This is a genomic window from Gordonia sp. IITR100 (assembly GCF_002009645.1).
In the GTDB taxonomy this organism is placed as follows: Bacteria; Actinomycetota; Actinomycetes; order Mycobacteriales; family Mycobacteriaceae; genus Gordonia; species Gordonia hongkongensis.
Window position 1 is genome coordinate 121138 of record NZ_MVKV01000006.1, and the last position, 20203, is coordinate 141340.

General features: G+C 70.0%; 17 protein-coding genes. All 17 read left to right on the top strand.

The annotated features are described in order from the left end of the window. Window positions 1–443 precede the first annotated feature (443 nt). The 17 genes from mraZ to B1818_RS11645 all read left to right on the top strand — a co-directional run bounded on the left by mraZ (window position 444) and on the right by B1818_RS11645 (window position 20138). Entirely contained in the window at window positions 444–884 is a 441-nt protein-coding gene (gene mraZ, locus B1818_RS11565) for a division/cell wall cluster transcriptional repressor MraZ (protein ID WP_058251706.1), read from the top strand. A 274-nt stretch (window positions 885–1158) separates the two neighbouring features. Continuing rightward, window positions 1159–2145 carry a 16S rRNA (cytosine(1402)-N(4))-methyltransferase RsmH gene (gene rsmH, locus B1818_RS11570; RefSeq protein WP_078112825.1) on the top strand — a complete coding sequence of 329 codons (987 nt, stop codon included), beginning with the start codon at window positions 1159–1161 and terminating at the stop codon, window positions 2143–2145. 2 nt (window positions 2146–2147) lie between these two features. Further along, the gene (locus B1818_RS11575; RefSeq protein ID WP_078112826.1) at window positions 2148–3029 is read left to right on the top strand and encodes a hypothetical protein; all 882 of its coding nucleotides are present in this window, start codon (window positions 2148–2150) and stop codon (window positions 3027–3029) included. Window positions 3030–3138: 109 nt separating this feature from the next. Continuing rightward, entirely contained in the window at window positions 3139–5064 is a 1926-nt protein-coding gene (locus B1818_RS11580; protein ID WP_078112828.1) for a penicillin-binding protein 2, read from the top strand. Between the two features lie 276 nt (window positions 5065–5340). Further along, complete coding sequence (locus B1818_RS11585; RefSeq protein ID WP_078112829.1) at window positions 5341–6987, top strand: UDP-N-acetylmuramoyl-L-alanyl-D-glutamate--2,6-diaminopimelate ligase; 1647 nt, start codon at window positions 5341–5343, stop codon at window positions 6985–6987. Continuing rightward, a complete protein-coding gene (locus tag B1818_RS11590) occupies window positions 6984–7469 on the top strand; it encodes a hypothetical protein (protein WP_058251711.1) in 486 nt (161 codons plus the stop codon). The genes B1818_RS11585 and B1818_RS11590 overlap by 4 nt, the downstream gene beginning before the upstream one ends. A gap of 121 nt (window positions 7470–7590) precedes the next feature. Next, window positions 7591–8688, top strand: a complete 1098-nt coding sequence (mraY, locus tag B1818_RS11595) for a phospho-N-acetylmuramoyl-pentapeptide-transferase (protein WP_058251712.1) — start codon at window positions 7591–7593, stop codon at window positions 8686–8688. Beyond that, complete coding sequence (murD, locus tag B1818_RS11600) at window positions 8681–10264, top strand: UDP-N-acetylmuramoyl-L-alanine--D-glutamate ligase (protein WP_078112830.1); 1584 nt, start codon at window positions 8681–8683, stop codon at window positions 10262–10264. The genes mraY and murD overlap by 8 nt, the downstream gene beginning before the upstream one ends. Window positions 10265–10269: 5 nt before the next feature. After that, a complete protein-coding gene (gene ftsW, locus B1818_RS11605) occupies window positions 10270–12231 on the top strand; it encodes a putative lipid II flippase FtsW (protein WP_139363016.1) in 1962 nt (653 codons plus the stop codon). 162 nt (window positions 12232–12393) lie between these two features. Continuing rightward, window positions 12394–13524 (top strand): undecaprenyldiphospho-muramoylpentapeptide beta-N-acetylglucosaminyltransferase, encoded by a 1131-nt coding sequence (gene murG, locus B1818_RS11610; protein ID WP_078112876.1) that lies wholly within the window; start codon window positions 12394–12396, stop codon window positions 13522–13524. A 79-nt stretch (window positions 13525–13603) separates the two neighbouring features. Further along, window positions 13604–15175, top strand: a complete 1572-nt coding sequence (murC, locus tag B1818_RS11615; RefSeq protein ID WP_217700284.1) for a UDP-N-acetylmuramate--L-alanine ligase — start codon at window positions 13604–13606, stop codon at window positions 15173–15175. Beyond that, the gene (locus B1818_RS11620) at window positions 15172–15873 is read left to right on the top strand and encodes a cell division protein FtsQ/DivIB (protein ID WP_065632300.1); all 702 of its coding nucleotides are present in this window, start codon (window positions 15172–15174) and stop codon (window positions 15871–15873) included. Before murC ends, B1818_RS11620 begins: the two co-directional genes overlap by 4 nt. A gap of 326 nt (window positions 15874–16199) precedes the next feature. After that, entirely contained in the window at window positions 16200–17366 is a 1167-nt protein-coding gene (gene ftsZ, locus B1818_RS11625) for a cell division protein FtsZ (RefSeq protein ID WP_058251716.1), read from the top strand. A gap of 8 nt (window positions 17367–17374) precedes the next feature. After that, window positions 17375–18133 (top strand): peptidoglycan editing factor PgeF, encoded by a 759-nt coding sequence (gene pgeF, locus B1818_RS11630; protein WP_058251717.1) that lies wholly within the window; start codon window positions 17375–17377, stop codon window positions 18131–18133. 24 nt (window positions 18134–18157) lie between these two features. Continuing rightward, window positions 18158–18910, top strand: a complete 753-nt coding sequence (locus B1818_RS11635) for a YggS family pyridoxal phosphate-dependent enzyme (protein ID WP_078112832.1) — start codon at window positions 18158–18160, stop codon at window positions 18908–18910. 113 nt (window positions 18911–19023) lie between these two features. Continuing rightward, complete coding sequence (locus tag B1818_RS11640) at window positions 19024–19740, top strand: cell division protein SepF (RefSeq protein ID WP_068970572.1); 717 nt, start codon at window positions 19024–19026, stop codon at window positions 19738–19740. 56 nt (window positions 19741–19796) lie between these two features. After that, entirely contained in the window at window positions 19797–20138 is a 342-nt protein-coding gene (locus B1818_RS11645; protein WP_068970573.1) for a YggT family protein, read from the top strand. Window positions 20139–20203: the final 65 nt, after the last annotated feature.

Genomic DNA, 20203 nt, shown 5'->3' on the forward strand with positions numbered 1-20203 from the left:
ATGTCCTCGATTGCTCTCCAGAGCACGCTGAACGGGTTCGGGCGCACGGCCGACGGATTCGGGCGCACGATCGACAGGATCGGACGCCCAGTCGACGATCCTCGCGCTTCTTTACCGGCATCCCCACTTCTCCCCACCGGGACGCCCCACTTCTCCCCACCGGGTCGCCCCACTTTGCCCCACTAGGAGATCTATGCCTGGATTTGCCGCCTCTCCGACCTCATCGGTATCTCTGGTCACACGCTTGTTGCCCTTCTTTGCGCCCATGACGCGCCGGCGACACGCGCGTTCATCGTCATCTTGAGCTCCCTGAACTGGGAATTTGCTGTCAGTGGGTGAATGCGGGGGGCGGTGGGGGTGGAAAGTGGTGGAAAGTGGGGTACTGTGGCAGCACTGGGTGAGGCGAGATACGACGCGGAACCCGGTGGGCAGGAGGTGTCGACGTGTCCGTGCGATTCGTCGGTACCTACACGCCCAAATTGGACGACAAAGGGCGGCTCACGTTGCCCGCCAAGTTCCGCGATGCACTGGCAGGAGGGGTAGTGGTCACCAAAGGCCAAGATCACAGCTTGTCGGTGTACCGGACCGAAGAGTTCGACGCGATAGCCGCTCGGATCGTCGAGGCGTCTCGGAACGACCCTGATCTGCGCGCGTTCCAGCGGACGTTCTTCGCCGGTTCGGAAGAGCAGCGACCGGACGGTCAGGGCAGGATCAGTCTGTCCGGCGACCATCGCGTGTACGCGGGGTTGTCCAAGGAGTGCGTGGTGTTCGGCAGCTTCGATCACCTCGAGATCTGGGACTCGGCCGCATGGAACGAGTACCAGACGCGGCACGAGGAGAACTTCTCGGCCGCCAACTCCGCCGCGCTGAACGCGGTGCTGTAGCCGGAGGACCGGCCCGCCACACCGCCGAGACAGCAACACCAACGACAGCAACCGACCAGAAACCGACCGAAGAGACAGCAACCGATGGGCGAGTTCGGTGCCCAGCGGCTTCGGGTGGCACGAGGCCCCGGCCCGGTGGCGACCCTGGCGTACTTCCCCAACGCCAGGTGCGTGATCGGGTCGGGACCCCGCTCCATCCGACCGCCTGCTCTCGCCGACCCGAGGCATCCGCCCACCGCCGATACCGCATACATGCCGATGGGGGGTCTTCATCATGGTCGATGCCGAGGACGAACCGCGTCGGTCCGGCGAGTTCGGTCACATCCCCGTCATGGGTGCGCGCATCGTCGAACTGCTGACCCCCGCACTGGATTCCGACGATCCGCGCGTCTTCCTCGACGCCACGCTCGGCGCGGGCGGGCACAGTCAACTGGTTCTCGAGTCGTTCCCGAACGTCCGCGTGGTCGGCATCGATCGGGACGCCTCGGCACTCGAGATCGCCCGCGAGCGCCTGGCGTCGTACTCCGACCGGATCTCGCTGCACCAGGCCACCTTTCACGAGATCCGTGACGTGATGGACGCAGCGGGGGAGTCGGTGATCGATGCCGCACTGTTCGATCTCGGGGTGTCGTCGATGCAGCTGGACCAGGCCGGACGCGGTTTCGCCTATGCGGTGGATGCGCCGCTCGACATGCGCATGAACTCCGACGACCTGCTCACCGCCGCCGACGTGCTCAACACGTACTCGCACGGCGAATTGGCCCGCGTGCTCTCCGATTACGGGGAGGAGCGCTTCGCCGGCCGGATCGCCTCGGCGGTCCTGCGGGAGCGGGACAAGGAGCCCTTCTCGACCAGCGCGCGTCTCGTCGAACTGCTCTACGACGCCATCCCGGCCGCCACCAGGCGGACCGGCGGGCACCCGGCGAAGCGGACGTTCCAGGCGCTGCGCATCGAGGTCAACCACGAATTGGATGTCCTGCGTAAGGCTCTGCCGGCCGCGCTGGACGCGCTCGCCGTGGGCGGACGGATCGCCGTGATGAGTTACCAGTCTCTCGAGGATCGGATCGTCAAGCGCGAGTTCGCGACGCGCACATCGTCCACCTCGCCTCCCGGCCTCCCGGTCGAGTTGCCCGGCACGGCACCGGAGTTCCGTCTCGTCACACGGGGCGCCGAACGTCCGGACGAGAACGAACTGGCCACCAACCCGCGCTCGGCGCCGGTGCGTGTCCGCGCGATCGAACGAGTCGAGAAGAAGGGCTGAGCATGACCATCCTGCACGAGGCCCCGTCGCGGTCCGCCGGGGACGAGCGCGATTCGCGACGGTCACGCCGAACCCGCATCGAGTCCGAACGTGCGACGCGATCGAGGGCCGCCCAGCGGGCACTCGACCGTCGACACCGACGCTCCGCGGCGGGTCGTGCCACGCCTGCGCGTCGTACCGGCGGCGGACTGTCCATGACCGGGGTGTCCCTGCGAGAGCGACTGCAGCACACCCCGTTTGTCGTGCCGGTGATCGCGTTGCTCGTCCTCGGACTCGGTCTCAGCCTGTGGTTGTCGACCAAGGCGGCGCAGGACTCCTACAAGCTGGGAATCGAGCGGACGCAGAACCAGTCCCTCATCGATCAGCGCGACGCGCTCAAGCGCACGTACGAATCGGGCAACTCGGCGCCTGAATTATCGGACAAGGCAGCACGTCTCGGCATGATCCCCGCCGACAACCCCGCTCGGATGATCGTCGACGACCCGCGACGTCCGCGCGTGGTGGGCAAGCCGGAGCCCGCGTCCGGGCGTCCGATGGGGAGCCTGAATCCCGATACCGCACCGGATCCCGCGGAATCGATCGACCCGAGCGAGGTCGACGACTCGATCGGGCTGGGCGGCGGATCGGGTTCCGCGGGACCCGAGGCGGGCGGGACGTCCACACCGCAACCCGCACCGTCGCAACCCACATCGTCGCAACCGGCATCCGGCGAACCGGCATCCGGCGAACCGGCGGCCGGCGGACCGTCTCCGTCGCAGACCGCACCGCCGGGCGCGAATCCGCTCCCGTCCGGTGCGAGTCCGGCTCCCTCCGGGGCCGGTGCCGTGCCCCCGGCCGCGCCGTCGACCCCGACTCCGGCGCCGAATGTGGTGCCCACCCCGTGAGTTCGCCCCGATCCGCGCTTTCGAAGTGCGCTGGATCTCCGGCGCCATCTCCAACCCGCCGGGGTCAAATCCGGGGTAACCACGTTGAAGCGGTGAACAATTGACGACCATGACACGTGCGACCTTCGAGCGGCTCGGCGCCGGCCCGTCGCGTCCGGGACGCCGACCCGGGCGTGGACCCGGAGCGGGGTCGGGAGGATCGGATCGGAAGGGGGCCGGCGGGCGGAACGGCCGTGGGCCGCAGGGTTTCGTCTTCCGTGCGCGCGCGGCCGGCGTGGTTGTCCTGCTGGTCGTTCTCGCCGTCGCGGTCAAGATGATCGTCGTCCACACGGTGCAGGCGAGTTCGATCTCTGCCGAGGCCGCACAGCAGCGCGAGTACACGCAGGTCCTCACCGCCAAGCGCGGTGCGATCCTCGACCGCAACGGGCGCCCGCTGGCCTACACCGACGAAGCGCGGTCGTTGACGTTCCTGCCCAAGGCCGTTCGCAAGACGATCGAGGAAGAGCACCGCAAGAACCCCGCGCTTCCCGACGTCGAGACCAGGCTCGAGGAGATCGCGAAGGGGGTGTCGGTGGCCCTCGGTGGTTCGATCAGCGAGGAGGATCTCCTCGAGAAGGTCACCGGCGAGGACACTTTCGTGTACCTCGCGCGGTCCGTGAGCCCCGACGTCGCGTCCCGGATCACCGAGGACTTCCCGGAGGTCGGTGCCGACCCGCAGAGCATCCGCCTGTACCCGGGTGGGTCGCTGGCGGCGAACGTGGTCGGCGACGTGAACTACGACGGCAATGGACTCATCGGGCTCGAGGCATCGCTGGACTCGATCCTGTCAGGGACGGACGGCTCGCGGACCTACGACCGGGGATCGGACGGGGCCGTCATCCCCGGCAGCATGCGCAACGTGCACCCGGCTCTCAACGGGGCGACGGTACGCCTCACCCTCGACTCCGACATCCAGTGGTTCGTCCAGAGCCAGGTCATGAAGGCCAAGCAGGCATCGGGTGCGCAGGGCGCGTCGGCCGTGGTGCTCGATGCCAAGACCGGTGAGGTGCTGGCGATGGCGAACGACGGGACGTTCAACGCATCCATCCCGTTGTCCGATCAGCCCGATGCCGAGCTGGGCAACCCCGCCGTCACCTCGCCGTTCGAGCCGGGTTCGGTCAACAAGCTCATCGCCGCCGCGGCCGCCGTCGAGTACGGCATCACCCGGCCCGAGACGGTGCACCGTGTTCCGGGCAGCATCCGGATGGCAGGGGTGACGGTGCGCGACGCCTGGGAGCACGGGGTCGAGCCGTACACGACCACCGGCATCTTCGGTAAGTCGTCGAACGTCGGCACCCTGATGCTCGCGCAGCGGATCGGCGAAGAGCGCTTCGCCGACATGGTCAAGAAATTCGGTCTCGGTCAGCGAACCGGGGTCGGCCTGCCCGCGGAGAGCGCGGGAGAGGTTCCCGCCCTGAGTCAGTGGTCCGGTGGTTCGTTCGCCAACCTGCCCATCGGACAGGGCCTTTCGATGTCGCTGCTGCAGATGACCGCGATGTACCAGGCGATCGCCAACGACGGCCTGCGCATTCCGCCGCGCATCCTGGCGTCGGAGCAGCGGGACGGGTCGGCGCCCGACGACCGGGCGCGGCCCCAACCCGTCCGGGTTGTGAGCGAGTCCACCGCCCGGACCGTCCGGGACATGTTCCGGTCGGTGGTGCAAGACGACCCGACCGGTGAGCAACAGGGCACCGGGACCAAGGCGGCCGTCGACGGCTACCAGGTGAGCGGCAAGACCGGCACCGCGCAGCAGGTCGATCCATCCTGTGGGTGCTACTCGAACTCGCGGTACAACATCACGTTCGCGGGCATCGCCCCGGCCGACAACCCGCGCTACGTCGTCGGGATCATGCTCGACAACCCACGGCGCAGTTCCGACGGGTCGGGCGGTCAGTCGGCGGCTCCGCTGTTCTCCACCATCACGTCGTGGATGCTCCAGCGCGCCCAGGTGCCGCTGTCCGCGCCGACGCCGCGGCTGACCCTGACCGCGCGGTAGCGCCCGCGGCGTCCGTCGCCGATCAGCCGGGCACCCGGACAGGTGCGGCCATGGGCGCACCGTGTGCCGTGGCGTCGGGGCGGGTCGGTATCGTGAGTGCGATTCTGCGCCTCCCGACGAGGCACCGACGCACCTCGCGGCACAGCCCGGTCCGACGTCCTGACATCGACACCCGTACCGAGCAGTCCCGCACGACCAGCACAGTCCCGAGGAGCGAGCATGTCCGCTCGCCCGTGGGAAACGCCGAGAGAAGAACCGAGGAGGCGAGGAGCACCGATGGCGTCTCGTCGACCATCACCCGACCGGAGTGGCGGACCCATCCGTCCGCGTCATGTCACGCCGACACCGGTGTCCGTGTTGTCCACCGCCACCGGGGCCCGACTCGACCTGGTCGGCGGCGCCGACGCCGAGACCCAGGTGACCGGGGTCGTCCTGCGGGCGCAGGACGTCCGGCCCGGTGACCTGTTCGCCGCACTGCCCGGGGCCAGCACGCACGGCGCGAAGTTCGCCGATCAGGCCGTGGCGGCCGGTGCGACGGCCATCCTCACCGACCCCGCGGGCCGGGCCGAACTGGCTCGCGTCCTGCCGCCGGAGACGGCCGTCGCGGTCCTCATCCATCCCGCTCCCCGCACGGTTCTCGGAAATGTCAGCGCCCGCGTGTACGGCAATCCGTCCCAACGACTCAAGCTGATCGGCATCACCGGCACGTCGGGCAAGACCACCACGTCCTATCTGGTCGAGGCCGCCCTGCTGGCCGCCGGGCACTCGGTAGGGCTCATCGGCACCGTCGAGACCCGCGTGAACGGCGTCGCCCAACCGAGTTCGCTGACCACGCCGGAGGCGCCGACCCTGCAGGCCCTGCTCGCAGCGATGCTCGAGGACGGCGTCGACATCGTCGTCATGGAGGTGTCGAGTCATGCGCTGGCGCTCGGTCGCGTCGACGGTGCGCATTTCGCGATCGGCGCGTTCACCAACCTCTCGCAGGACCACCTCGACTTCCACCTCACGATGCGCGCCTACTTCGACGCAAAGGCCCAGTTGTTCGTCCCGTCCGCCCCGACGCACGCGGTCCGGGCGGTCGTGTGCGTCGACGACGAGTGGGGTCGGCGAATGGCCGAGCTCGCCCGGCGGCCGGGCGAAGCTGCCCATCTGCAACCGGTCCTGGTGTCCACCGGGCCGACGTCGGCCCACTGGCATGCGGGTGAGTCGTCGCTCGCCGACGACGGCTCGTCACGCACCCCGTTCACCGAGCCGGAAGGTGAGCACGAGCTCCTCATCCCATTGCCCGGCCGGTACAACGTGGCCAACGGGCTCCTGGCCGTCGCCGTGGCACACGCCGCCGGGGTGCCGGTGCCCACCGCACTCGAGGCGGTCGCGTCGGTGAGCGTCCCGGGACGCCTACAGCGCATCGATCGTGGACAGCCGTTCCTGGCCCTCGTCGACTACGCGCACAAGCCGGGCGCGATCGAGGCGGTGCTGGCGACACTGCGCGGGCAGACGACCGGACGGGTGGCCATCGTCGTCGGTGCCGGCGGCGATCGCGACACCGGCAAACGGCCGCTGATGGGGGAAGCGGCCGCGCGCGGTGCCGAACTCGTGGTCGTGACCGACGACAACCCGCGTACCGAGGACCCGGGTGCGATCCGGGCCGAGGTGCTCGCCGGTGCACAGGCCGTGCCCGGAACCGAACGCCCCCGCGGCGCGGAACCGATCCGGGAGATCGGCGATCGCGCCGCCGCGATCGAGGCGGCCGTCGCCTGGGCACGGCCCGGCGACGTCGTGCTGGTCGCCGGCAAGGGACACGAGGCAGGACAGGAGATCGACGGCGTGAAGCATCCGTTCGACGATCGAGAGGTCGTCGCCCGTGCGCTCGAGTCCCGCGCAGCCGAGGCTCCGGGTGCGGTCGCGGAGAGCGAACGATGACCACCGGAGCGGTGACGGTCATCCGCGGCGATGCGCCGGTGTCGGTCGACGACGCCCGCCGGCTGATCCGGCGCCTCGCCGAGTCCGCCGGCGCCGGCCGCACCTGGGCGGTCATCGCCGAGCTGGCCTCGCCGGCCGGCCTGACCGAGAACCAGCGCGTCGTCGAACACGATCTGCTGGGTCGCCTGGCGGTCCGACTGGCCGTCGACAAGACTCTCTGCGTGGGGGATTCACGATCGGTGCACGCGCTGCACCAGGGCGCGGTCATGGAGGGTTCGTGGGGTGACGAGGCGCTTATCGTCGAGTCCGTCGACGCCGCCGCCCGACTCGCCGACACCGAACCGGACTGGCAGCCCACCGCCGGCGACGTCATCCTGCTGGCCGCGGCCGGCGCCGATCTCGACTCCGTGATCACCGCGTGGTCCGAGCGGGGCGGATGGCGGGTCGTCGACGCCCCTGCCGGCGACGAGGCGGCACCGTGAGCGCTCGCGCGGGCGTGAGTGGGCCGACGATGCCGCTCCGCCGCGGGGTGTCAGGCAGGTTCGGGAAGATCGCGGTCGGGAACAGACCGGTCGCGTACGGAGAGGATGCGGGGGCAACGCGGTGACACAGATACTCCTCGCGGGGGCGATCGCGATCGCGGTGTCGATCCTGCTGACGCCGGTCCTCATCAAGGTGTTCTCCCGGCAGGGCTTCGGGCAGGAGATCCGGGTCGAGGGCCCACAGAGCCACCAGACCAAGCGCGGGACCCCGTCGATGGGCGGCGTCGCGATCCTGGCCGCCCTCTGGGCCGGCTATTTCGGCGCCCACCTCGTCGGGGTCTTCACCGATGCCGGGAACGGGCCGACCGCCTCCGGACTGCTCGTTCTGGGGCTGGCGACCGCGTTGGGCGTCGTCGGGTTCCTCGACGACATCATCAAGATCCGCAAGCATCGCAATCTCGGTCTGAACAAGACCGCGAAGTCCATCGGGCAGTTCATCGCCGCCATCCTCTTCGGCATCCTGGTGCTGCAGTTCCGCAACGACTACGGCTACACGCCGGCGAGCACGAACCTGTCCTACGTCCGCGACATCGATGCGATCACGCTCGGGTCGGTCGTGTTCGTGGTGTTCTGCTGGCTGGTGGTCGCGGCCTGGTCGAATGCGGTGAACTTCACCGACGGACTCGACGGCCTGGCCGCCGGCTCGATGGCGATGGTCCTGGGCTCCTACGTCCTGGTCACCTTCTTCCAGTTCGTCAACGCCTGTGCGGGCGGCGCGAAACCACCGAGCGAGATCCCCACCGGCTGCTACCAGGTCCGTGACCCCCTCGACCTCGCGCTCATCGCCGTGGCCGGCGGCGGCGCCTGCCTCGGCTTCCTCTGGTGGAATGCGGCGCCCGCCAAGATCTTCATGGGCGACACCGGCTCGCTCGCCCTCGGCGGCATGCTCGCCGGTCTGTCGATCACCACGCGAACGGAGTTGCTCGCGGTCGTCATCGGCGCGCTGTTCGTCGCCGAGATCATGTCGGTGGTGATCCAGATCGCCTTCTTCCGGACCACCGGTCGTCGCGTGTTCCGGATGGCGCCGTTCCATCACCACTTCGAACTCGGTGGCTGGGCGGAGACCACGGTGATCATCAGATTCTGGTTGCTCACCGCCATCGCCTGTGCGCTCGGCCTGTCGCTGTTCTACGGCGAGTTCCTGACCACCAATGGCTGATCGCCCGGCGGCGGTCCCGACCCCCGGGGGGCCCGACCCGCGCGAACTGGCCGGCCGGACCGTGGTGGTCGGCGGGGCCGGGACCGCGGGGTTGTCCGCCACCCGGTTCCTGGTGACGCTCGGCGCGCATGTCCTGCTCGCCGACGACCGGTTCGCCGGTGCTGACGCGCCGCCCGTCGACCGGAACGCCGCGGCTGCGGCGGTCGCCGGGGTCGCCGAACTGATGTCGCAGGGCGTCGAGCCGGTTGCCGTCGCGGATCTGCTCACCGGTCCCGGGCGACTGGCGACGGCCACGGTCGTGATCGTGTCACCCGGCTTCGCGCCCACCCACCACCTGGTGGCGGCCGCGGCCACCGCCGGCGTACCGGTCTGGGGCGAGGTCGAACTGGCCTGGCGCGTGGACGTCGCGGGACTGCTGGGCGAACCACGCACCTGGCTTGTCGTGACCGGCACCAACGGCAAGACGACGACCACGTCGATGCTCGCCGGGATCGTCGAGGCATCGGGCCGCACGGGTGCGGCCTGCGGCAACATCGGGCTCCCGGTGCTCGACGCGATGCAGGCCGAGCCCCGGGTGGACGTGCTGTGTGCGGAACTGTCGTCATTCCAGCTGCATTGGGCGCCGTCGGTCCGTCCGCATGCGGGAGTCGTGCTGAACGTGGCCGAGGATCACCTCGACTGGCACGGGACCTTCGAGGCGTACGCACTTGCCAAGGCGGGAGCGCTGCGCGGTGCGGTGAGTGTCGTCGGACTGGACGACCCGGTCGCGTCCGGCCTGCCCGCCGCGGGCCGCCGCATCGGTTTCACGCTGCGCGATCCGCAGCCCGGACAGCTCGGCGTCGCGAACGGTGTGCTGATCGACCGCGCCTTCGACGCGGGCCGGTTGTACGACGCCGACGAGGTGCGCCCGGCCGGACCGTCGGGTGTCGCCGATGCGCTGGCCGCGTCGGCTCTCGCGCTCGCGGCCGGCATCGGGCCGGAGGCGATACGGGCGGGGCTGGCGTCCTTCCGGCCGGCCGGTCATCGCGGCGAGGTCGTCGCCTCGCGGAACGGGATCGACTTCGTCGACGACTCCAAGGCCACCAACCCCCACGCCGCCCAGGCGGCGGTCGCCGCCTTCGACCGAGTCGTGCTGATCGCGGGCGGTCTGCTCAAGGGTGCGTCGATGGACGAGATGCTCACCGCGGTGGGCGATCGGCTGGCCGGGGTGGTCGCGATCGGCCGTGACCGAGACCTGGTGATCGAGGCGATCGCGCGACACGCCCCAGAAGTCCCAACAGTCACAGTATTCACAGGGGACGATGGCACGGTGAACGTGCATCGTCCGGGACAGGCCGGTCCCCAAGCCTCAGCAGTTGATCTCCCGGGGACGGGCTCCTCGACATCGGTGGCGGTCATGGACCGGGCCGTCGAGGAGGCGTGGGTGCTCGCGGAGGCGAGCCCGTCCGCGCCCGACGCCGTGCTGCTCGCACCCGCGGCGGCCTCGCTGGACATGTTCGCCGGATACGGCGCGCGCGGTGACGCGTTCGCCGCCGCCGCGCGTCGGATCGCCGGCTCGCCCGACACCGGACGCTGAGTCGGATGAGCAGCCGCAACCCGGCCGCGGACAACGACCCCGTCGACGATGCCGATGACCGCAGCGGTCTCGACGGCGTGGGAGACGATGGTGTCCCTGCCGACAACGGGAGCGCTGACGTCGAGACCGGCGGGGACGCCGGTGGCCGGACGCGCACGAAAAACGAACGGCAGAGCGTGAAGCGCGGGACCGGTGGCACGTCGGCACCGGACGACGCCTCGGGCCGCTCCGCGGGTGCGGCAGCAGCGACCGCCGCGTCGATCCCGGCGATCGTGCTCGACGCCATCCGCAACCTGTTGGCACGTCCGCTGGCGTCGTATCAGCTGATTCTCACGATGTCGTTCCTGCTCACCACATTCGGCCTGGTGATGGTGCTCTCGGCGTCGTCGGTCGAGGGGTATTCCAAAGAGGGTTCGGCGTACGGGCTGTTCGCCACGCAGGTGATCTTCGCCCTGCTCGGCCTGGTGGTCTTCTACTTCATGCTGCGGATTCCGGTGCGGCTGCTCCGACGGTTCGCCGCTCCCGCGATGTTCGTCGCGGTGGTGCTGCTGGCGCTGGTCCTCATCCCCGGCGTGGGCACGCTGAGTCAGGGCGCACGCCGCTGGTTCGTCATCTACGGTTTGTCGGTGCAGCCGTCGGAGCTGGTGAAGGTCGCGTTGTGTATCTGGGGTGCGCACCTGCTGGCCTCGCGCCGACGGGACAACGCCTCGCTGCGCGAGCTGCTGGTCCCGCTCGTCCCGGTGGCCATGCTCGTGTGCCTGCTCATCATCCTCGAGCCGAACCTGTCGACGACGATCACCATCGCGATCATCGTCGGTGCGCTGTTGTGGTTCGCGGGACTGCCGGTCAAGGTCTTCGTCTCGTTCGCGGTGTCCGGCATCGCGCTCGCCGTGATCCTCGCCCTGGCCGAGGGCTACCGCTCGCAGCGCGTGATGAGCTTCCTCGGCAACGTCGACGACCCGCAGGGGGCCGGCTATCAGGCGCGCCAGGCGACCTACGCGCTCGCGAACGGCGGGGTCTTCGGCGTGGGCCTCGGCCAGTCGAGTGCCAAGTGGAACTATCTTCCGAACGCGCACAACGACTTCATCTTCGCGATCATCGGCGAGGAGCTCGGGCTCCTCGGCGGGCTCATGGTGGTGTTCCTGTTCGTCGTCCTCGCCTACATCGGCTTCCGGATCGCATCCCGGTCGACCGATCCCTTCCTGCGCCTGATGTCGGCGACCATCACGGTGCTGATCACCGCGCAGGCGTTCATCAACATCGGCTACGTCATCGGATTGCTGCCGGTCACCGGAATCCAGCTGCCGCTGATCTCGGCCGGTGGCACGTCGACGCTGACCGTCCTTGCGATGCTCGGTCTGCTCGCCAACGCCGCGAGGCACGAACCCGAGGCGGTCGCGACGCTCACCGGCGGGTCGCCGAGCCGCGTGGCACGGTGGCTGCGCCTGCCGACGCCGGTGGCCTACCGGCAGACACGGGCGGAGTCGCTGCGCGATCGACTGGACCAGCGTCGCACGGCCGGTCCGCGTCCGACGGCCGGTGCCGGTCGCGGCGGCCGGGGACCGCAGTCGCGTCGCCGTCCGCCGAGCGGGCCCGCGCCGTCGGCCGATGCCGGACGTGGCCGTCGACGCTTCCCGTTGCCCTGGCGGCGTGCCGCCGAGACGTCGCAGCGGCGTGCCGCCCCGTCGCAGTCCGCGCGGGACGAGCGGCGGCAGGGTCGGTCGTCGACGCGATCCGGTGCCGGCGACACCCGAGGAGCCCGGTCGGCGGCCTCCGGCCGGGCGGGTGTCCCGCGCGGGCGGGCCCGGCCGGGGACTTCTTCGCGGAGCGGCGTCGACTACGGTGTCGGGTATCGGGGGAGCGGGTCGTATGTACGCGGCGCCGGGAGCGGAGCGAGCGGGCCGTATGTACGCGGCGCCGGGAGCGGAGCGAGCGGGCCGTATGTACGCGGCGCCGGCCGTCGGTGACCGGCGGCCGGGGCGGCTGAGGTGCGGGCCCGCGACGGGAGATCTCCCGGCCAGAAGCCCGCGACGATTGTGATCGAAAGCTGAAATGGAGTGACGACGCCGGTGAGTTCGGGTGCGGTACAAGCTGATACGACCGGACGGCCGAACGGCCGGCCGTTGTCGGTGGTGGTCGCAGGCGGCGGCACGGCCGGTCACATCGAACCCGCCCTCGCCGTCGCCGACGCGGTCAGTCGCATCGATCCGACGGCCCGTATCACGGCGCTGGGTACCAGTCGGGGCCTCGAAGTCGATCTCGTCCCGGAACGCGGATACGACCTGCAGCTGATCCCGCCGGTGCCGTTGCCGCGCAAACCCGGCCTCGACCTGGCGCGCACCCCCGGCCGTCTGCTGGGTTCGGTGGCCGCCACCCGCAAGGTTCTCGACGAGGTGGACGCCGACGTGGTCATCGGTTTCGGTGGCTACGTCTCCGTGCCGGCGTACCTCGCGGCGCAGATGCACCTGCGCCGACGCAATCGGATCCCGATCGTCATCCATGAGGCCAATGCCTCGGCCGGCATCGCCAACAAGGTCGGTGCCCGGTTCGCCGATCGGGTTCTGGCGGCGGTCGACGGTTCCGGGCTCGATGCGACGGTCGTCGGAATCCCGGTGCGCGGTGTCCTCGCCGAACTGGACCGGCCCGCCCTGCGGGCGAAGGCGCGCCACTACTTCGGACTCGACGACGATGCGCCGACGCTGCTCGTCTTCGGCGGCTCGCAGGGCGCGCAACGACTCAACGACGCCGTGTCGGGCGCGGCGAAGACATTGGGTGAGGCCGGCATCGGCGTGCTGCACGCCTACGGTCCCAAGAACTCGATCGACCCCGCCGTCGTCGACGACGCGCCGCCCTACCGCGCCGTCGGGTATCTCAAACGGATGGATCTCGCGTACGCCGCCGCGGATCTCGTGATGTGCCGGTCCGGCGCGATGACCGTCGCCGAGGTGTCGGCGACCGGGTTGCCCGCGATCTATGTCCCGCTGCCGCACGGGAACGGCGAACAACGACTGAATGCGCTCCCGGTCGTGGAGGCGGGCGGGGGACTGCTCGTCGACGATGCGACGGTGGACGCCGACTGGGTTGCCCGCGAAGTGCCTGCGCTGCTGACGGATACAACTCGGCTGCACGAGATGTCGATCGCTGCTGCGGGCACCGGGCATCGGGACGCCGCGGCAGCGGTGGCCACCGCCGCCATCGAACTCGCGCAGGATTTCCGGGCTGGACGTCGTCGCAGTGGGAGGTCGGCCTGTGAACGATGAGGCCGTGAGCGAAGCGACGGAGACGGACGAGACGGCATCGGCTCCGGGGTCGCTGCCCGATGAGCTGAGCCGCGTCCACATGGTCGGCATCGGCGGCGCCGGGATGTCGGGACTGGCCCGGATCCTGCTGGCCCGCGGGGGACAGGTGTCGGGGTCGGATGCCAAGAACAGTCGCGGCATCCTCGAACTCCGGACCCGCGGCGCCCGGGTGCAGGTCGGGCACGATCCGTCGGCGCTCGACCAGATCCCCGGTGGCCCGTCTGTCGTGGTGACCACTCACGCCGCGATCCCCAAGACCAATCCCGAACTCGTGGCGGCACGGTCGCGCGGCATCCCGATCCTCCTACGGCCCCGCGTCCTGGCCCAGCTGATGGCGGGTCAGCGCAGCCTGCTGATCGCGGGCACCCACGGCAAGACCTCCACGACCTCGATGGCGGTCGTCGCGCTGCAGCATGCCGGGACCGACCCGTCGTTCGCGATCGGCGGCGAGCTGAACGAGTCGGGGACCAACGCCCACCACGGTGGCGACCCGATCTTCGTCGCCGAGGCCGACGAGAGCGACGGCTCGCTGCTGGAGTACACACCCGACGTCGTCGTCGTCACCAACATCGACGCCGACCACCTCGACTTCTTCGGTTCCATCGAGGCCTATGTCGAGGTGTTCGACCGGTTCGTCGCGCGCATCGCGGGCGGCGGGTCGCTCGTCGTGTGCCTCGACGACCCGGGCTCGGCCGCCCTGGCCGGCCGCGTCGCCGAGTCGCTCACCGCGCGCGGGGTGGAGGTCCTTGGATACGGACGGGGGACCCACGCCGCGCTGGCGCCGACCGTCCGCAACGTCGCGACCATGACGTCCTGGGAGCCGCGCGGAGGCGGCGGAGCCGCCACGGTCCGGTTCACCTCCCCGCTCTGCCCGGATGTCGAGGATCGACCGATCGTCCTCCCGCTCCCGGGCGAGCACATGGCGCTCAACGCGATCGCCGCGGTGATCGGTGCCGCCCGGGTGGGTGCGCAGCCCGGCGTCGCGACATCCGACCCATCGACCGGGGCCGGACGGCTCGACGCCATCGTGGCCGGGATCGGCGCGTTCGGCGGTGTCCACCGCCGCTTCGAGTTCCGCGGCCGGCGCGGCGGCGTCGAGGTCATCGACGACTACGCCCATCATCCGACCGAGGTGCGGGCCGTGCTCTCGGCGGCGCAGGACATGGTGTCCGCCCGCGGCGGGCCGAGCGGTTTGCGCGGGCGCGTGATCGCGGTGTTCCAGCCGCACCTCTACTCACGCACCGTCGAGTTCGCCGATGAGTTCGCCGCTGCTCTCGACCTCGCCGACGCAGTGGTCGTCGCCGATGTGTACGGGGCCCGTGAGGCCCCGATCCCGGGAGTCAGCGGGCGCACGATCTCCGACAAGCTGACCGTGCCGGGGATTTTCGCCCCGGACCTGTCGCGGCTGGCCGCGCAGGTCGCGCGACTGGCGCGGTCCGGGGATGTCGTGCTGACCCTGGGGGCGGGCGACATCACCATGCAGGGTCCGGAGATCCTCGACGCCCTGGCCTCGACCTCGACGACCGCCGACACCGCCACCGTGACGGGTTCGGGCGCGACTCCGACCGACGGCCCGGCGGACTCCGACGGCCGGACGGGGCGGGTGTCGTGATCCGCTGGCCGCAGCGCCGCCGGTCGCGCGTGGTCCTCGGCACGCTCATGGTGGTCGCGGCCGGCGTCGGGTTGGTGCTCATCGCCTACCTCACGCCGCTGATGTCGGTGCGCGGCACCGACGTCCGCGACAACGGGTCGATTCCGGCCGACGAGATCCTGCGGGTCGCGGCAGTGCCGTCGGGCACCCCGCTGCTGCAGGTCGACACCCGGGCGGTCGCGCAGCGTGTCGCCACCATCCCGTCCGTCGAATCGGCGCGCGTGCAGCGGAGTTACCCCTCGTCGCTGACCATCACCGTCGTCGAGCGGGTCCCGGTCGTGATCGTGAACAACGGCGACGACGTCCACGTGCTCGACAAGTCCGGGGTGGCGTTCCTCGACTACGACCGCACGCAGGGCGTCCCGCCCGAGGTGCTCAAGCTCCCGGTTCTCGACACCCCGAACCCGGGGCCGGCGGACCCGACCACCAGGGAGACCATCGCGGCGGTGGCGGGCTTGCCCGAATCGTTGGCGCGGCAGGTCATCCGGGTGACCGCGACCTCGCCGGTCGACATCGAGTTCACGCTGTCGGAGAAGCGCACCGTGGTGTGGGGGGACAGCGACCGCGGCGCCGAGAAGGCCCGCACACTGACGCATCTGCTCACCCGCGAGGCGCGGATGTACAACGTGTCGAGTCCCGAGTTCCCGGCCTATCGGTGACGCACGCCGGATCCGGCCGACCCCGAAATCACCGGTCGGGGTGAGGCGGACCCGCGAGACGGAACCGGACGACCCCCGTGGGGCGGTGAAAAGCTGAGGGTTCCGGCGGATTTCGCCACGACTTCCCGACACGCCGAGCGCGGATCTGGATACCGGGGCCTGCGATGCCTAGCGTCATCACCACAACGAGTTACTTGACATAACTCTAAATCTATGGTTCAGGTTTAGGGTTTGTCGCGAGCGGGACGTGGACCGGCCGGTTCACACAGGACATATCGAGACCAGAACTCGAACAACGAGATCGACCACACAAGGAAGGCGAGCGCATGACGCCACCGCACAACTACCTGGCCGTCATCAAGGTCGTCGGCATCGGCGGTGGCGGCGTGAATGCCGTCAACCGCATGATCGAACAGGGACTCAAGGGAGTCGAGTTCATCGCGATCAACACCGACGCCCAGGCGTTGTTGATGAGCGACGCCGACGTCAAGCTCGATGTCGGGCGCGACTCGACACGGGGTCTCGGCGCCGGTGCCGATCCCGAGGTCGGTCGCCGCGCCGCCGAGGACGCGCGCGACGAGATCGAGGAACTGCTCAAGGGCGCCGACATGGTCTTCGTGACCGCGGGCGAGGGCGGCGGGACCGGAACGGGTGGTGCACCCGTGGTCGCGTCGATCGCGCGTAAGCTCGGTGCGCTCACCGTCGGCGTGGTCACCCGGCCGTTCGCCTTCGAGGGCAAGCGGCGCGGCGGACAGGCCGAGGCGGGCATCACCGCTCTGCGCGAGTCCTGCGACACGCTGATCGTGATCCCGAACGACCGTCTGCTGCAGCTCGGCGACGCACAGGTCAGCCTGATGGACGCGTTCCGCAGTGCCGACGAGGTGCTCCTCAACGGCGTGCAGGGCATCACCGACCTCATCACGACGCCGGGCCTGATCAACGTCGACTTCGCCGACGTCAAGGGCGTCATGAGCGATGCCGGCAGCGCGCTGATGGGCATCGGTTCGGCCCGCGGCGAGGAGCGTGCGCGCAAGGCCGCCGAGTCCGCGATCAACTCGCCGCTGCTCGAGGCCTCGATGGAAGGCGCCCGCGGTGTGCTGATCTCGATCGCCGGTGGCAGCGACCTGGGTCTGTTCGAGATCCACAACGCCGCGACCCAGGTGCAGGAGGCCGCGCACGAGGACGCCAACATCATCTTCGGCACGGTGATCGACGACAACCTCGGTGACGAGGTCCGGGTCACGGTCATCGCCGCCGGCTTCGACGGTGGCTCACCCAAGAAGCGGACCGACGTCCCGGCCGCCGCGGGGCGTTCCGCGGTCGGTCAGGGCCAGGCCGGCGCCGTGGCGTCGCCGCCGAAGAACGATCCGCTCTTCGGGGACATGCCGAAGGGTGCGGGCGATCCGTTCGAGCAGGAGCCGGAGCCGCCCCGCCGCAACACCGTTCGGCTCGACGACGACGATGTCGACGTGCCGTCGTTCATGAAGCGCTGAGCCCGCGCATGCGGGTGCGTCGTGTCATCACCACCCGTGCCGGCGGGGTCTCGGTGTCACCGTACGATTCGTTCAATCTCGGTGATCACGTCGGAGACGATCCGGAAGCCGTGGCGGCGAACAGGATTCGGCTGGCCGAGCAGATCGGGGTGGCGGCCGGGTCGGTGGTCTGGATGGAACAGATCCACAGTCGCAACGTCACCGTGGTCGACGGACCGGTTCCCGAGCCGGTGCCCGCCACCGACGCGCTGGTCACGACCACGCCCGGTCTCGCCCTCGCCGTGCTGTCCGCCGACTGCGTCCCGGTACTCCTCAGCGACGACGACGCCGGTGTGATCGCGGGGGTCCATGCGGGCCGCGTCGGCGCCCGGATCGGCATCGTGCCCGCCACCCTGCGCGCAATGGTCGAACTCGGCGCCCGGATCGGGTCCATCGGCGCCTTCCTCGGTCCTGCCGCGAGCGGAGACCACTATGAGGTGCCCGCCGACATGCAGGCCGACGTAGAGAAGCATCTGCCGGGCAGCGCCGTGCGTACCAAGAAGGGCACGGCCGGTCTCGACCTGCGTGCCGGCTTGCGGCGGCAGTTGCTCGAGGCCGGCGTCGCCGGAGTCGCGGTCGACCCGCGGGACACCATCGCCGACCCGAGCCTGTTCAGCCATCGCCGGGGCGCACCCACGGGCCGCCTGGCCTCGGTCATCTGGATGGACCCCGATGGCGATGCACACGGCGACGATGCACCCGGTGAGCGGCGCCCGCTCGGGGAGTGACCCGGTGGCGAGAAGGATGGGGACATGACCGGGTCATCTGATGCGCGCACCGCCGAGCTGGGGGAACGGTTGGCCGCTGTGCGTCGGCGCCTCGACGCCGCGGTCGAGGCCGCCCATCGGCCGGCGGGCTCCTGTCACCTCCTCGTGGTCACGAAGTTCTTTCCCGCGGATGACGTCCGTCGGTTGCTGCAGCTGGGGGAGCGCGCGTTCGGCGAGTCGCGCGAACCCGAGGCCGGCCGGAAGGTGGCGGAGGTGCTCAGGGACTGGGAGTCCCCGGAGCCCGGCGACGTCCCCGTGTTCGACATGATCGGTTCGGTGCAGTCCAAGAAGGCCCGGTCGGTGGCGCGGTGGGCGCGCGCGGTGCACTCCGTCGACCGCCCGAAGGTCGTCGACGCGCTGGACCGTGCCGCGGTCGCGGCACTCGACGAGGGGGAGCGCGCTGATCCGCTCGACATCCTGCTCCAGGTCAGCCTCGACGGCGATCCGCAACGCGGCGGCGTCGTCGAAGACGATCTCCCGGCTCTGGCCGATCGGGTCGTCGAGGCCGACTCACTGCGGTTGCGCGGGCTCATGGTGATCGCCCCGCTGGACGGCGAACCCGGGCACAGGATGGCCGAGGCCGCACGCATCCACGAGGCGTTCCGCGGGCGATTCGACGGCGCCGTCGAACTGTCCGCGGGCATGTCCGGGGACATGGAGGAGGCGGTCGCCGCGGGCTCGACATGCGTGCGTGTCGGAACCGCGATCATGGGCGATCGGCCGCTAATCTCTCAGTAATCACATTGGTAACACCAGAACCAAGTGACACACGAAGCGCAGTTAGCTCACTGACCACAGATGCACCATCCGGCACGGCAGCAACCGGCGTCGCACTACCAGAGAGGCCGTCAATGACCACGATGCAGAAGTTCAAGGCTTACTTCGGCATGGTGCCGCCCAGCGAGTACGAGGACGACTACCTCGAGGAGTCGGCCCCGCCGCTGCGGGAGCGGTCTCGTGAGCGCGCCTACCGTGACGACTACTACGGTGACTCCTCCTACGATCCCGGATACGAGCCGTCGTTCCGGGACGCCGGCTACCGCGACGAGATCGCGTACCGCGACGAGCTGTCCGACCGCCACTACGACGCCGGCTTCGACCTGGCCCCGGAGTACGCGGCGGAGTTCGCCTACGCCGGCAGTCGCGCGGTGGGCGAGGGGCCGATGCGGGCGCCCGCCCGCCTCGAACCGCTGCAGCGTTCGTCGAGCGCCGCCCTGCGCGCTGCCACCGCGCCGCGGTCGACGGGTGCCGACCCCCGCGAACTCGAGCGCGTCTTCGCCGACAGCCCGCTGCAGAAGATCACCACGCTGCGCCCGTCGGACTACAGCGAAGCCCGTACCATCGGGGAGCGTTTCCGCGACGGCAACCCGGTCATCATGGACCTCGTCGACATGAGCAACGACGACGCCAAGCGCCTCGTCGACTTCGCCGCGGGTCTTGCGTTCGCGCTGCGCGGATCGTTCGACAAGGTGGCCACCAAGGTGTTCCTGCTGTCGCCCGCCGACGTCGACGTGTCGCCCGAAGACCGCCGCAAGATCGCCGAGACGGGCTTTTACAACCACTCCTGACCGGCGTCGGGTACCTCGGTTCGCCGTCGTCCGAGATGTTCAGGCACTCTTGACGCGTGGCTGCGATTTTGTTGAGCGTCTTGTACTACCTCCTGCTGATCTTCTGGTTGCTCCTCCTGGGCCGGCTGGTGGTCGAACTGGTCCGGACCTTCGCGCGTGAGTGGCGTCCCACCGGGATCGCGGTGGTCGTCATCGAGATGGTCTTCACCGTGACCGACCCCCCGATCAAGGCGCTGCGTCGCGTTCTCCCCCCGATCCCACTCGGTCCCATCCGGCTCGACCTGTCGCTCATGATCGTGATGCTCGTCGTGATCATCGGCATGAACATCGTCAACGGCCTACGCGCCGACGCCCTGGCCGAGTCGCTCGCGATCGCCGGACACCTCGTCCGCCCCTGACGCCGGGTCCCGGAGCTTGCGGGCGCGTCCCCCTGCTCCCTGAGGAGCCCCGGGAATTTGCGGGC

What these genes read in the sequence shown, in the direction of transcription:
- B1818_RS11580 (WP_078112828.1), top strand. Translation starts at nt 3,139, where the DNA reads ATGACACGTGCGACCTTCGAGCGGCTCGGCGCCGGCCCGTCGCGTCCG.
- B1818_RS11635 (WP_078112832.1), top strand. Translation starts at nt 18,158, where the DNA reads ATGACCGGGTCATCTGATGCGCGCACCGCCGAGCTGGGGGAACGGTTG.
- B1818_RS11585 (WP_078112829.1), top strand. Translation starts at nt 5,341, where the DNA reads ATGGCGTCTCGTCGACCATCACCCGACCGGAGTGGCGGACCCATCCGT.
- murC (WP_217700284.1), top strand. Translation starts at nt 13,604, where the DNA reads ATGGTCGGCATCGGCGGCGCCGGGATGTCGGGACTGGCCCGGATCCTG.
- ftsZ (WP_058251716.1), top strand. Translation starts at nt 16,200, where the DNA reads ATGACGCCACCGCACAACTACCTGGCCGTCATCAAGGTCGTCGGCATC.
- B1818_RS11590 (WP_058251711.1), top strand. Translation starts at nt 6,984, where the DNA reads ATGACCACCGGAGCGGTGACGGTCATCCGCGGCGATGCGCCGGTGTCG.
- ftsW (WP_139363016.1), top strand. Translation starts at nt 10,270, where the DNA reads ATGAGCAGCCGCAACCCGGCCGCGGACAACGACCCCGTCGACGATGCC.
- B1818_RS11575 (WP_078112826.1), top strand. Translation starts at nt 2,148, where the DNA reads ATGACCATCCTGCACGAGGCCCCGTCGCGGTCCGCCGGGGACGAGCGC.
- murD (WP_078112830.1), top strand. Translation starts at nt 8,681, where the DNA reads ATGGCTGATCGCCCGGCGGCGGTCCCGACCCCCGGGGGGCCCGACCCG.
- rsmH (WP_078112825.1), top strand. Translation starts at nt 1,159, where the DNA reads ATGGTCGATGCCGAGGACGAACCGCGTCGGTCCGGCGAGTTCGGTCAC.
- B1818_RS11640 (WP_068970572.1), top strand. Translation starts at nt 19,024, where the DNA reads ATGACCACGATGCAGAAGTTCAAGGCTTACTTCGGCATGGTGCCGCCC.
- pgeF (WP_058251717.1), top strand. Translation starts at nt 17,375, where the DNA reads ATGCGGGTGCGTCGTGTCATCACCACCCGTGCCGGCGGGGTCTCGGTG.